We start from the raw sequence: 14,486 nt of genomic DNA, 5'->3' as shown, positions 1-14,486 counted from the left end.
AAAGGGATGCCTGGGAATGAACTGCGTTTATAAAGAATGGCATCGAAAACGTGACCGATTTCGATGCCATTTGGGCATAAAGCAGGGCTGCCGCCCAGCAAAAAATATTTGCTAATGCGACAGCCCCATTTCTGAACGGAATCAGCGTATAATTCAGTCAGCAGCAAATGAAAAGAAAAATATTTCTATTCGATTTATCCGCGTATGTGAATATTTTGACGCTGGGAAATTATTTGTAGACCAGCATCTATCAGTGGAAACTTATTACAGGTTGATTATTCCGGAAATTATGCCAAATTATCATAAAATTTTGTATCTGGATTGTGATATGGTCGCTGATCGAGATGTGGCAGAACTTTATGATTTGGACTTAAAGGGAGCAATCATTGGAGCGGCAAAAGATATCGATGTTGCAGGACAGTTAAACTTAAACCAAAATAATTGGCAGGCTTATGCGGTCGAAACACTGAAACTGGATAGTCCATATGATTACTTTCAGGCAGGTGTTTTGATTCTTGATCTTGATGGATTTCGAAAGATGACATCATCTCAGAAAATGATTCAATTGGCACTATCCCACTCATTCCGTTGCCATGACCAAGATGTTCTAAACATTGTTTGCAAAAATAAAGTTACATATATTCCGCAGCAATGGAATACGTTAATGGATTGGCAGGAGCCGGAAGCCAGTCGCATGCAGATCCTTAAGATGGCGCCAAGAAAGCTTTTTGAGGAATATTCTATTGCTCGCAAGCAACCGTATTTAATCCATTATGCCGGCTATCAGAAACCATGGGATGTTGTTGACTGTGATTTTGCAGAATATTTTTGGATGTATGCAAAGAAATCACCGTATTATCCGATTTTACTGCGGAGAATCCGGAGATGTTTTGATGATGAAAAAAATGCAACAGTTGTTTCTAACGAACAAGTTGTTTCTGATGAACAGATTGTTTCTAACGAACAGGGGATTCACTATATTCCAAAGCGGTCGGGAATATGGTGGATTATAGATATTATTCTGCCTTACCATAGCAATAGAAGAGAATGGATTAAGAAGATTTATTGGAACTTGAAAAAATAATATTTGTTTATATAAAATAAAGAGAAGAACAATTCGTGAACTTAAAAAAATATATAAAGCTATTAGCAAGTAATTATAAAAGAAAGGATAGTAATTGATTTTCAATTGGGATAAAATTTATGGTAATTTCGGATTATGATGTTTCAAAAAACAAGGAAGAGTTAATAAAAAAATCACTGAGAACGTATAAAACCGCTATTAATACATATGCAAAAGAAAATGCCTCTTTACATTTAGAATTAAGAGAAAAGAATGATGAATTAAAACATTTACAAGATGAATTAGCTTTTGAAAAAATGCGAGCAGATGCTATTGAAAATGCCACATTTTGGAAAATAACTAAACCAATTCGACAATTAATTGATATTGTTAGAAATGTTCCTAGATTGCAATACAGACCAATAAGCAGCGATACAAAAGAAAATTGTATAAAAACTTTTTCTGATTTATGTAACAACATCCATCAAATATCTAAGAACGCAGAAATATATTCAGAGAATAAACTGATTACATATGATAATATAAAAGATAAATCTGTTCTAATATTTGCACATGAATTAAGCTTAACGGGGGCTCCTGTTGCAATGCTTTATTTTGCGCAAGAATTGGAAAGACAAGGATATTTTCCGGTTATTATTTCACCAAGAAAAGGGAGTTTGTTAAAACAGTGTACAATTCCAGTTATTGTGGTTGATGATTTATTAGAAAATTGCAAATTCGATATAATCTCAAAACTTTTTAATATTGTTATAGTTGGAACAATAGTTGGAGCACCATTGATAAATTCACTAATGAATACAGGAATTCCGACTATTTGGTGGATTCATGAGGCTGAAACTTCTTATAACGTAAAAGAGTGGATCGACAAAATGCCAAAACAGCTGAATGATAATATTCATGTTTATGTTGTTGGTCAATATGCGCAAAAAATGTTGAAAAAATATCGTCCGTTATATTACAGTCAAAATCTTCTGTATTATATACCAGAGATTTCTACTGAAGAAAGTACCAGATATATTTTACCAGATAACGCAAAAGACAAAACGGTGTTTGCGTTGATTGGGTTGCAAGAATATAGAAAAGGTCAAGATATATTAGCGGAAGCAATCAATCGCCTTCCTATTGAATATTTAAAAGCGAGCTATTTTATATTTATAGGAAAAGAGTGCTATAAGCCAATAAAAGATGTGATTGATACATTAGTTGTAAATTATCCACAAAATATATTATACATAGAAGAGCTAGATAAACAAACATTAGCTTCATTATATCAAGATATTGACTGTATGATTTGTGCTTCAAGAGATGATCCAATGCCGATTGTAGTGACTGAGGCATTACAATGTGGGAAAATGGTTATATGTTCTGAAAATACTGGGACTGCTTCGATTTTAAAGGCTGAGAAGTTTGGATTGATTTATTCAGAAAATAGTAGTGTGTATTTAAAGGATCAGATAGTTCAGTATTTAACAGATCGAAAAAAATATGATAATAAGGTTGCAGCACGAAATATTTATAACAAGTTTTTTTCACGAGAAACTTTTGCAGAACAAGCATCAGAGATTATTAAACAAGTTTTCTATCCGTCAAAAAGACCATTGCAGTTTGCAACTAATTCAATAAAAAACATTTTAATTATTTCTCATGAATTGTCATTGACAGGTGCACCGATTGCGTTACAAAATTTGGCAAAATCTTTAATAAAATGTGGTTATAATGTAAATTTGCTTTCCCCATTCGATGGTCCACTAAAAAAAGAACTTATTGCAGATAAGATTAATGTGTCTGTTGTAACACCAGAAAACTTATATGGTGAGGACTCTTGTTTGAATGCCATTGCTTATAATTATGATTTAATTATACTTAACACAGTAGTTACATACCGAGCAGTTAATATACTGGCGAATAGTGGAATACCGGTATTTTGGTGGATACATGATAGTTTCGCTTCTTATTCAATGGGGGGATTTGCCGGAATCATGCCGGAAAAATTACCTTCAAATGTTAAAGTGTTTTGCGCAGGCGAATATGCGAAACGAGCATTACTTTCCTATTATCCCAAGTATGCTACACAGACAGAACTTCTGTACTACTATCTGCCAGATATGCATATTGATTATAACAATAATGATAAGTTTTTACTACCAAATTTGCAAAAAGATAAAATCGTGTTCGCGGTAATTGCACAGCAAGATGAACGAAAAGGACAAGATGTCCTTGTTGATGCCATAGCTTTACTGCCAGAAAATATTAGATCAAAAGCAATTTTTTATTTTATCGGGAAACCATATGACAAACCTATTTATGATTCCATTCAGAAAGCTGTTTCAATATTTCCTAATACAATATACTGCATTGATGAAATTCCGCATGATCAAATTTTTTCGGTGTATGAACAATGCGATTGTATTATTTGCCCTTCAAAAGACGATCCACTTCCAGTTTTTGTCGCAGAAGCTATGATGATGTCAAAAATCATCATTTGTTCGGAAAATACAGGAACGGCACCTATTATTGAAAAAAATAAATGTGGAATAGTATACAAGAAAAATAGTCCGAGTGATTTAGCGCAAGCAATAGAACAAGTAGTAAGCCATAAAGACTCTTTAAATTATATGAAAGAAAATGCCAGAAAGACATATATAAATTGTTTTTCTGAAACACATTTTCAGACATATTTTTCTAATATGATGGAAAGTATAGAGGGTGAAACATGCTGTTCAAAAATATATGTAGATAAAAAAATATCAGTAGTGATTCCTACTTACAATCCAGGCAAGAGTCTTGTGAAATTAGTTAATCGTATATTAAAACAGAAATTAGTTAAAGAAATCGAGTTGATTATGGTTGATTCTGGAAGTTCAGATGATTCTGTAAAAATTGCAAATGATTTAGGTGTTACCGTTATTGAGATACCGCATGAAGAGTTTTCACATTCATATGCAAGAAATTTGGGAGCACTTCAAGCAAAAGGGGATATTATCGTGTTTATGACCCAGGATGCATTGCCAAGCAGTCATACGTGGTTGAATGAATTATGTGCGCCACTTATTTCTGGAGAAGCTGTTGCTACTAGTTGTACAGAAATAAACCCAGATGGAACAGAAATGTTCTATAGGGTACTTTCTTATGGATATGCTGAATTTCGAAAAATAGATAATGGTAAAAAAACAATAAATTATAAGGAAGCGGGGGATGACAGGTTAGAATTAAGGAAAAAGGCATCTTTAACAGATGTATCAACTGCTATTCTTTCAGAAATATTCAAAGACTATTATTATCGACATGATTATGCAGAAGATCTTGATTTAGGTATACGTCTTTTGAATGATGGTTATAAAATTGCCCTATTAGGAAATGTTGGAACAGTTCATGGACATAATAGGCCAGCTTCATATTATTTAAAAAGAAACTACGTGGAGGCTTTATCATTTGTCACAATTATTGATGAACCATATTGTCCGGAAGAAGATTGGTTAATTGCAAGTAAATCTTTATCTGTGTGTGCAGCTGTATTTGGTGCCTTTTATAAAATTAATAAAAATAATGTCAAAAATTGTATTCTTGGTGAATATATACGTAAGTTTAAAGAATACATGTTCGACATAAAAAAAAGTCAGTTTATTATGCTTGAAAATTGGGACTTTTCTTTTGCTGACGAGGAGCTGATTAGATATATTGATTTATACAAAAAAATGTGTCAATCTATTGACGGGGATTATTCACTGATAAATAATATATTATATTATTTAGATTATGCGTTAGTCCCATACTTAAAGAAGGAAGGAGTAGTGTTAGTAGATCATACATGGAAAAATACTATTAATATATGTATTACCAAATATCTTGCAGGAGTATTAGGAACGGAATTGGCTAATATAAAAGAAAATTCTTTATTTTATGATACAGTTTCTAATATGACTACTGGAGTATAAAATTATTGCTATTACATTAATAAATTAAGATTATAGAGAAGGAATATATGATAATTCCTTCTCTATAAATCAAATGGAAAGTTATAGTAAATTTAGAAATATTGTATGAGTGATATTTTGATACTTATAACAAAAGGCTTATTGACAATTAAGGCAATGTGTCTATTTAGCGCTATAAGGAAAATTTATAGATAGGAGATGCGTACAAGTAGTACTGCACTAACGTAGATATGGTATTCAGTTCGGCAACTTTCTTGCTTTTGTTTCTTCCCGTTACTTTTGCTTTGAATTTTCTTGCAAAGGAAAAATATTCAAATGGTTTATTATTAATTGCCAGTTTAATATTTTATGCATGGGGTGAGCCCTATTTAGTGATGCTGATGGTAGCGTCAATCTTTATAAATTGGTTAATAGGTTTAGGGATTGAAAATAGTAATGGCAATAAAAAAAATTTTGCTTTAATTTTTGGAATTGCATGTAATTTAAGCATATTAGGATATTACAAGTATGCAGGTTTTGGATTGCAGATCTTAAACGGTTTGTTTAGACGAGAGATTTTTTCTGTGCCGGGAATTACATTACCAATTGGTATCTCTTTTTTTACATTTCAGGCAATATCATACATTACCGATGTCTATATGGGGGGGGCAAGCGGCACCAAGTATAATTAACGTTGCGCTATATATTTCGTTTTTCCCCCAATTAATTGCAGGCCCCATTGTTAAATATAAAGATATAAATAAACAAATTGAGGGACGTAGTATATCCTGGATAAAAATTTCAAAAGGTTTCAAGAGATTTGTTTATGGTTTAGCAAAAAAAGTCCTAATTTCTAACACGCTGGGTTTATGCGTTGATACTATTTATGCGTATGATATTGCTCAGATCGACTGCAAAACAGCTTGGATTGGTGCATTAGCATATACATTTCAGATTTATTATGACTTTTCCGGTTATTCGGATATGGCTATTGGCTTGGGATGCATGTTTGGATTTACTATTCCGGAAAATTTCAATTATCCATATTTATCAAGATCTATTACCGAATTTTGGCGCAGATGGCATATTTCATTGGGAACATGGTTTAGAGAATATGCATATATTCCATTGGGGGGAAATCGAAAGGGGAAGATTAGAACATATGTAAACTTATTAATTGTCTTTTTCTTAACTGGGCTATGGCATGGAGCAGATATGTCATTTGTTATTTGGGGATTGTACCATGGTTTTTTTGTAGTTGTTGAACGTTTAAGCAAGATGAAAATCTTAGATAAATCTAAGGTGCTGTCTACGATTTATTGCTTTTTGGTTGTGAATTTCGGTTGGGTATTTTTTAGAGCAGAGAATACTATCATTGGAATTCGTTATGTCACTAGGATGATAACACCATGGAGACATATTAGCGCAGGAATTGCGTCATGGAATTACATGGATGTAAAGACGATATTTATTGGTGTGATTGCTTTTTGTGGCATGGGTTTAATTAGAAGTGCAACCTCTGAAAAAATTATAGAAATATGGAACGATTCAGCGATAGAAGCAGTTTATTGTACGATATTGTTGATTCTTTCGCTGGCCTCAATAGTTAGTAATACTTATAATCCATTTATTTACTTTCAATTTTAGGAGATGAGAACTGGTGACTAGAAAGAGAATTGGTCCAATAATAATCATTATAGCTTTTTGTGTAATAATATGTTTTCCATGGCTGTTATGGATATTTTTTGAAAAATATGTGGATTCTACAAATCATGAGAATCGCGAAATGAGAACTCGACCAAGGCTAACGCTTGACACATATGGAACTTTTTCGAAAGAATATGATGCCTATTTTAATGATTCTATACCATTTCGAAATAATTTGATTACGCTTAACTCAGCCATTGATTATTTTTGCTTCAATAAATCAACAAATGATTCTGTTATTGTCGGAAAAGATAATTGGCTTTTTTATTCAAAAGTGTCTGATGGTGATCCTTTGAGTTGCTATTTAGGAACAAATTTATATTCAAAGAAAGATTTAGCTTTTATAGCTGAAAATCTTGTTAATCAAAGAAATTTTTTGCAGGAACAAGGTGTAGAATTTGTCTTATTTATAGCCCCGAATAAGGAGCGAATCTACTATGATGCAATGCCAGATCAATATGGAAAGCCTGCTGATATGTATGCAACAAGGCAGCTTGTTGAATATCTGAGAAACTATACAGATTTGAGAGTTGTATATCCGTATGATGAATTGATGAATGCGCGAAATTTACTTTATGAAAACATATATTATAAAACTGATACACATTGGAATGATATAGGTGGTTATATAGGCTCACAATTATTATTAAATGAGTTGGGAATCAAAATGCCTAGTATTGATGATTTAAATATTGAATTGACGGATACTTATGCTGGAGATTTAGCCAATATGTTGAATTTGACACAGCAATTGAAAAATAATGATCAAATATATACAGTGTCTGGCTATAATACAAATAATATTCAAGTTGTTTCGGAGGATTTTTTTGATGTGTATTCTTACACAGCCGAAAATGCAGATCCAAGGAGAGTCTATATAAATCGAGATTCGTTTTCAACGGCAATGCGATTGGTTATAGGAACTCAGTTTAAGGAAACATATATGCGACACTTTAATTCATACTCATACGGTGATTATTTAGCGTATAAGCCAGATGTATACATATATGAGGTGGTTGAACGGAATATCGATAGGCTGAAAAATTTTTCGGTACAATAACGATGACAATGAAAAATTGAATACGAATTGCGCGATTCGTGCTCACTTTAGCCTGGAAGCTTGTCTCATGAATGCCAGATAAAAATTTCACTAGGTCCATCTTCAGAAATGGACAATCCGCCTTGCTGAGCAAAAGGTCAGTGGAGCTATCGTCAAACAATGGTGTGCCCCCTTACAATGTAAAGGTCAAACCACTCGCCTTTCACTATAACCATTTTTAGTGCATACTTGAGAAAACCAATAGATTTTTCAAGGAGGACTAAAGACTATGGATCATTGTACTCACGAAGTCCGTGCAGAGTACTGGCGAAAGATCATCCAGGCTTGTGGGCAGAGACCCGCTGGACAATCAGCGAAACAATGGATGGACGAAAACGGCATCCGGGAGCAAAGCTACTACCACTGGCAGAGGCGCTTTCGGCAACAGGCTTATGTGGAAATGAAAAAGAACATTTCTGTTCCTGCCACAGCGGAAAAATCGGAGCTGGATTTTGTTGAAATTCCGTGTACTGCTGTTTCGGAAACAAATATTCGTCCGCTCTCCAATGAACCGGCTGCTGTTATCCGGACCGCATCATTTCAGATTGAGATCTCCAATGATATTTCAGACACTCTTCTGAGCCATATCTTACGGGAGGTGTCCCATGCTTGAAGACGCAGCCGGGATCCGTCGTGTAGTCCTTGCGTGCGGCACCGTTGATCTGAGAAAAGGGATCGATGGTCTGGCAACAATCATCGGTGATCGGTATGGGCAGAATCCTTTCGAGAAAGGAACCCTGTTCCTGTTTTGTGGGAAACGTTCTGACCGGTGCAAGGGGCTTTTATGGATGGGAACGGGGTTTCTGCTTTTGTACAAAAGATTTGAGGACGGAAGATTATCCTGGCCAAGAAATATCCAGGAAGCGGCAGAGCTTACAGAGGACCAGTACAGGTACCTTATGACAGGATTAAATCCTCTGGATCCCAGAATTAAAGATGTTGATCCGAAGCATATCTATTAAACCGTTTGTGAAAAACAGAGAAAATAAAACGCCAGTCTGACCGCCAAAAAGGGCGGTGTCTATTAATGGAATCCTCTCCGATGAGAGGAACCGTTTGTCCTGTATGAAGATAAAAAAGAGAACTTTTGATTTTAAACGCCTTGCATTTCAAGTGACTGGAACAGGGCATCTGGAGACGTTCCGGGTAGGTAAAAATGACGGACCGGTATGGAAACCGGATTGGCATTTATCACCGATTTCTGCTATACTTTCCTTAGAAAGAAAGGCGGGCATCATGTGTAAAAAATTCACTCCGGATGAACTGAATCAGATGGACCATACAGCTAAAAACGATGTTATTTTCCAGATGCAGGACCGGCTCGACAAGCTGGAACAGAACTATGAAACCCTCATAGAACAGGTCCGGCTTGCAAACCAGCAGCGTTTTGGCCGCCAGACAGAAAAACTGGATGATATCGTTGGGCAGCTCTCCTTTTTTAATGAGGCTGAAGCGAATTACGATGAAACCGCCCCTGAACCGATCATGGAAGAGGTTATCGAACCCGCAAAAAAGGGTTCCGTAAATCTAAAAAGAAAGGACAGAGGGAAGAAGACCTGAAAGATTTCCCGCAGGAAGAGATTTCTCATGATATACCGGAGCAGGAATTAAACGAAGCTTTTGGTTCGGGGAACTGGAAACGCATGCCGGATGAGATCTTCTGGCAACTCCGGTTCGAACCGGCCAGATGGATCGCGGAGAAACATGTCATCAAAGTGTATGTCGGAACGGATGGGACACATCAGGACGAATTCCTCCGTGGAGATCATCCGGCAACCTTATTTAAAGGCAGCATTGCGACCCCTTCTCTTGAAGCCGCGATCATCAACTCTAAATATGTAAACAGTAACCCACTCGACCGGATCTCCAGGGATTTTGGAGCGAACGGATTGAATCTGTCCAAGCAGACAATGTCCAATTGGACTGTATGGACGGCAGAGCGCTACTTATCAGTCGTATACGAGATGATGAAGCAATGTCAGCTGAAAGCCCATGTAAACCAGTGCGACGAAACGACCGTGGATGTGATCCATGATGGAAGACCCGCAGGCAGCAAAAGCTATATGTGGGTGCATATCACCGGGGAACTTGGCAAGGTACCACCGATCATCATATATGAATACCAGAAAACACGCTATAGTGACCATCCAAAGGCGTACTATAAGGATTTTTCCGGCATTCTTATGACGGATGGGCTGGAACAGTACCACAAGCTGGAGCGGGATCTGGAAGGGATAAAGAACGCAAACTGCATGGCACATGCAAGACGCCATTTCGCAAACGCGATCAAGGCAATCGGAAAAAGCAACCCGGAAGCAATCCAGTCATCTATTGCGTATAAAGCACTGGTAAGGATCGGTGCTGTCTATGATCTGGAAGGTGGGCTGAAGGATCTGAGTCCGGAAGAACGGTTAAAAGAGAGGCAGAGATCCATCAAGCCCCTGTTGGAAGAATTCTTTACGTGGATCCATGAAATAAAGTCAGATCAGACAGTCCTTCCCAAGGGCGAAACCGCAAAAGGGATTAACTACTGCCTGAATCAGGAAAAATATCTGAAGGTATTCCTGAGTGATGGGGAAGTGCCGATCGATAATCTTGCCAGTGAACGCGCACTGAGAACCTTTACGATCGGCCGTAAGAACTGGATGACGCTGAATACAGTATGTGGTGCACAGGCAAGTGCAATGATCTACAGCATTACCGAAACAGCCCGGGCAAATGGTCTGAATGTTTACTACTACGTAAAGCATCTATTAACCGAACTGCTTGAGATCATCCGTATCGACGGAAGTGTCGATGAAAAAGAGTTAGAGAGTCTTATGCCATGGTCAAAAGATCTTCCGGCTGAGTGCTATAGCAAGCGCCGCAAATGAGCGGCGCTGTATTTGGCGTGGGGCGAAGGATTTGACCTTTACGTTATTTAATTATACGTTTTCTGAAATAAAAATGGGAAGGTAAAGGTACATATTGTGGTTGCAAATTTAAGAGAGCACAAAAACAGAATAGAGTGGATTGACTTTGCAAAGGGTCTAACAATTATCTTAACGATTATCGGGCATACAGTTGGTGTTGACAAGAATGGAAGTAATTTAAGGGGAATCATTTTTTCGTTTCATATGCCGTTGTTTTTTGTATTAAGTGCAACAACCTATAAATTTTCCGTTGATTTTTCAGATTTCATTAGGAAGACTAAGAAAGCTGCATATCATTTATTACTTCCTGCTACAGCTATATTTTTCTTGAATTTTTTGATTCAGTCAATTTTGAACAAACATTCATTATTTGATTGTTGGCTTTGGAGAGACATTATCTATACTTATCTTTTCGGTAGTGGAGTACCTACTCAATTCAATGATATTTATATACCACAAATGGGAATTCCATGGTTTTTCTTTGCGCTGTTTGCGGGACGTACTATATTTGATTATCTTCATTTATACTTTGCACAAACTGCGCAATTATTTGTAATGACGATTGTGGTTGGACTGTGTGGAATTAGTTTCGGAAAGTTACAGTGGCTACCGTTTTCATTGGATATAGCGCTTGCGATTATGCCACTTTTCTTTTTTGGTATGCACTTGTATACAGTCGATATAGTGGGAAATATTAAGATGGCATGCACGTTCTTGATTATATGGATGGTAACTTTAAAAATTACATTTCCAGACTATAATTCATGGACATATCTGGAGCTTGCATGTCGGCGATATCCGCTATTTCCAATATGCTACTTAACAGCAATTTTTGGAATTTTATTTATAGCAGAAATAAGCATTATGTGTAAGAGAATAAAACCGATATTTTCTATAGTGACATTTATAGGAAAAAATTCACTTTACTTATTGTGTGTGCACATTATGGATGGATGCTGGTGGAAAGCCTATACTATGGATGGACAATTTAGAATGGCAGTAAAAAGGACTGTGGTTGATTTAAGTGTTTTTATGGTAGTCCTATTGGTCATTAGAGCGTATCGGATGGTAAAAATGAAATTAGTTGCAGTACAAATTAACAATAAGTGATATATGCAGATTTTTGAAAAAATATTTGTATAAGAGAAAACGAAGAGCAACTAAGCGAAGTAGATGAACAAATTTATATAATTAGACATAAAGAAAATAAAGAATTTTTGAAACAAAAATTACAGGCATTGAAGCAACAACAAGAAGTTATATTATGTCTGTTGGTGTGGACGTATGAGAGCCATTAATACTAAGAATAAGGCAGGAATTACAAAAGAGTGGAAGCAATGATCTGGATTGCAGCGGCGATCACAATATATTTTACAGGTACCGGAAAAAAACAGGAGAGGGAAAAGACACGGAAAAAGAAAGTTTATCTTGGATGTTCATTATTCGCAGCGCTATGCTGTGAATTTGCGATCAAGGTGGTGTTTCATATCCACTACCTGTCGATATGGCTAATCCTGACGTACGCGCTGATCGCGGCGCAGTGCAGCCGGATGTTGTGGATCTTCATTTGCATACCGGAGAAACGGAACCAGGTTTATTCCATGTCGATCAAGATGGCGGTCGGCATGGGGATCCTGGCGTTTTACTATGTGAATCTTTCGCGTGATGTGATCGGCGTCACGAAGATCGCAAATCAGTTCCCGCCGGTGAGTACGGGGATGGCGGATCTCATGATTCTTGCGGCGACTGCGATCTGGATTTATGGAACGGACGTGCTCCGGCGGTTTCCGGAGTGTGCGAGAGCGCTCTACTGGATCTTCCTGGCGATCACTCCGTTTCTTGCGTTTTTCCTCGAGGAACTCTGTTGGAACCCGTCGGTGACGGGGATCAGCCTTTTAAATGGGGAGCTGAATGTCCTGATCTATCTGATTCTGGAAGTCCTGTTTGTGTGCCTGATGCAGAAAGGGATGCTCGGGCTTCAGGCGCTATATATCTTTGCGTGGTTTGTCGGCGCGCTCAATTATTATCTCCTGAAGTTCCGTGGACAGCCGTTCCTTGCAACGGATATTTTTGCACTGCGGACGGCCATGTCGGTCGCAGGGCAGTATACGTTTGAGGTCGCGGAGGAGCTGGCGTTTACGTTTCTGATCCTGTATTTTCTGTTTACCTGCATGTGGGCGCTTGGAAAGATGGATATTTTTCAGAAGAGAACGGGAAAGAAACGGATCCTGATAAAGGGCTGCGGAGCGATCGGGGCAGCTGCGGCGTTGTTTTTCTGGATTGGCAGCTATGATTTCCCGGATACTTACAATATCGGCATTGATTTCTGGTGGCAGGCGAATACATATCAGGCGACCGGTTTTGCTCCGGCATTTATCTCGTTCTGGCAGAGGATGAAGATCAGTAAGCCGGATGGGTATACGGAGCAGAGTGCGGAACAGATTTTTGATGAGTACGGGGCGGTGGAAGCTCCTACGGAAACGGAGAAGAAGGACACCGGTGAACAGCCGATGATCATTACGATCATGAATGAATCGTTCAGTGATCTGAGTGTTCTGGGACCGCTTGCATGTACAGAGGATGATCTTTCGTTTTTCCATTCGCTGAAGGATGATCCGCATACGATCGAGTATGGATGGGATTATGTTTCGACCCGCGGCGGCGGAACTTCTACGACGGAGTTCGAATATCTGACGGGGGATTCGATGACCTATACAAACGGGATCAATCCGTACTCCAGCTTTGATTTTACGAATGTGCCGTCCATGGTCTCGATCCTAAAGGAGCAGGGCTACCACACGATCGCGATGCATCCGGAAAATCCGGAGAACTGGCGAAGAAGTGTTGTGTATCCGAAGCTTGGATTTGATGAGTTTCTGTCGATCAGTGCGTTTGAGGACAGTGAGCGGACGGTCTGGAACCGGGTGTCTGATCTTGGGGATTATCAGAAGCTGATCGAGGTCTATGAGGCGCAGACGGAGCCGACCTTTATTTTTAATGTCACGATGCAGAATCATGGCGGATATGACGGGATCGGGGAGCTGAAGCCGGAGGAGATCGTCGATGTCGATGAGGAATATAGCGGGTATTCGGATCTTCAGATGTATGAGTCACTGATCGCAAAGGCGGATCAGGCGCTCTCGTATCTGATCTCCTATTTTGAGCAGGTGGACCGGCCGGTACTTATCTGCTTCTTCGGGGATCATCAGCCGGCGCTGAATGGGGACTTTGAGAATGCGCTCAGGGAAGCCGGGAGAGGGGACACGGATACGGATCTTACGATGACGGAGAAGATCTATATGGTGCCGTATTTTATCTGGAGCAATTATGAGATCCCGGAGGATTATTCGATGAAGAATTCCCGGGGAGAAGATGTGATCAGCACGAATTATCTCGGGACGCTGGTCCGAAAGTATGCGGGGCTGGAGCTGTCCGCGTATGACCGTTACCGGATGAACCAGAGAGAGCAGATCCCGGTGTTTAATTTCGCGGGATATATGACCGCGGATGGGGACTGGTATGATCTTTGGGCGGAGAATAGTTACAGGGAATGGATCGAGAGGTACCGGACAGTGCAGTATTATGCGTTGTTTGATAGGAAGAGGAATGGGAGGTATTTTGTGGGGGAGTGAGGTCCACTGCGTTTGCTGACTTGAAAAAGTAAATTCCAGTGAAAAAGTAAATTCCACCGCTCTTTTAAAAGTTGCTTATAATCTAGTGATTTTTAAGAAGAAAAGCGGAATCTATGCTATAATACAAGTAATCTATGG

The 14,486-nt window shown here is 38.3% G+C and carries 11 protein-coding genes; all 11 read left to right on the top strand.

Annotation, left to right across the window (positions count from 1 at the left end; genetic code table 11):
* Positions 1 to 127 precede the first annotated feature (127 nt).
* The 11 genes from V2546_RS15330 to V2546_RS15280 all read left to right on the top strand — a co-directional run bounded on the left by V2546_RS15330 (position 128) and on the right by V2546_RS15280 (position 14,348).
* Positions 128 to 1,084, top strand: a complete 957-nt coding sequence (locus V2546_RS15330; protein ID WP_329752779.1) for a glycosyltransferase family 8 protein — start codon at positions 128 to 130, stop codon at positions 1,082 to 1,084.
* 119 nt (positions 1,085 to 1,203) lie between these two features.
* Positions 1,204 to 5,019, top strand: coding sequence for a glycosyltransferase (locus tag V2546_RS15325; RefSeq protein ID WP_329752774.1), 3,816 nt, complete (start codon positions 1,204 to 1,206; stop codon positions 5,017 to 5,019).
* Positions 5,020 to 5,249: 230 nt separating this feature from the next.
* Entirely contained in the window at positions 5,250 to 5,690 is a 441-nt protein-coding gene (locus tag V2546_RS15320) for a hypothetical protein (RefSeq protein WP_329752773.1), read from the top strand.
* Positions 5,650 to 6,645, top strand: a complete 996-nt coding sequence (locus V2546_RS15315; RefSeq protein ID WP_329752772.1) for an MBOAT family O-acyltransferase — start codon at positions 5,650 to 5,652, stop codon at positions 6,643 to 6,645. Before V2546_RS15320 ends, V2546_RS15315 begins: the two co-directional genes overlap by 41 nt.
* 13 nt (positions 6,646 to 6,658) lie before the next feature.
* Positions 6,659 to 7,765: a DHHW family protein gene (locus V2546_RS15310; protein ID WP_329752770.1), complete on the top strand. Its 1,107-nt coding sequence runs from the start codon at positions 6,659 to 6,661 to the stop codon at positions 7,763 to 7,765.
* 268 nt (positions 7,766 to 8,033) lie between these two features.
* Positions 8,034 to 8,417 carry an IS66 family insertion sequence element accessory protein TnpB gene (locus tag V2546_RS15305; RefSeq protein WP_329752769.1) on the top strand — a complete coding sequence of 128 codons (384 nt, stop codon included), beginning with the start codon at positions 8,034 to 8,036 and terminating at the stop codon, positions 8,415 to 8,417.
* Positions 8,410 to 8,766 (top strand): IS66 family insertion sequence element accessory protein TnpB, encoded by a 357-nt coding sequence (gene tnpB / locus V2546_RS15300; RefSeq protein ID WP_117470328.1) that lies wholly within the window; start codon positions 8,410 to 8,412, stop codon positions 8,764 to 8,766. The genes V2546_RS15305 and tnpB overlap by 8 nt, the downstream gene beginning before the upstream one ends.
* A 103-nt stretch (positions 8,767 to 8,869) precedes the next feature.
* Positions 8,870 to 9,364 (top strand): transposase, encoded by a 495-nt coding sequence (locus V2546_RS15295; RefSeq protein WP_329752767.1) that lies wholly within the window; start codon positions 8,870 to 8,872, stop codon positions 9,362 to 9,364.
* Positions 9,361 to 10,677 (top strand): IS66 family transposase, encoded by a 1,317-nt coding sequence (tnpC, locus tag V2546_RS15290; protein WP_329752778.1) that lies wholly within the window; start codon positions 9,361 to 9,363, stop codon positions 10,675 to 10,677. Before V2546_RS15295 ends, tnpC begins: the two co-directional genes overlap by 4 nt.
* A 96-nt stretch (positions 10,678 to 10,773) precedes the next feature.
* Positions 10,774 to 11,826 carry an acyltransferase family protein gene (locus tag V2546_RS15285; RefSeq protein ID WP_329752766.1) on the top strand — a complete coding sequence of 351 codons (1,053 nt, stop codon included), beginning with the start codon at positions 10,774 to 10,776 and terminating at the stop codon, positions 11,824 to 11,826.
* A gap of 227 nt (positions 11,827 to 12,053) precedes the next feature.
* The gene (locus V2546_RS15280; protein WP_329752776.1) at positions 12,054 to 14,348 is read left to right on the top strand and encodes an LTA synthase family protein; all 2,295 of its coding nucleotides are present in this window, start codon (positions 12,054 to 12,056) and stop codon (positions 14,346 to 14,348) included.
* Positions 14,349 to 14,486 lie beyond the last annotated feature (138 nt).

The organism is Clostridium sp. CM74B_53 (genome assembly GCF_036318045.1).
Taxonomy (GTDB): Bacteria; Bacillota; Clostridia; order Lachnospirales; family Lachnospiraceae; genus Pilosibacter.
This window is presented reverse-complemented; position numbering and strand designations above follow the sequence as displayed.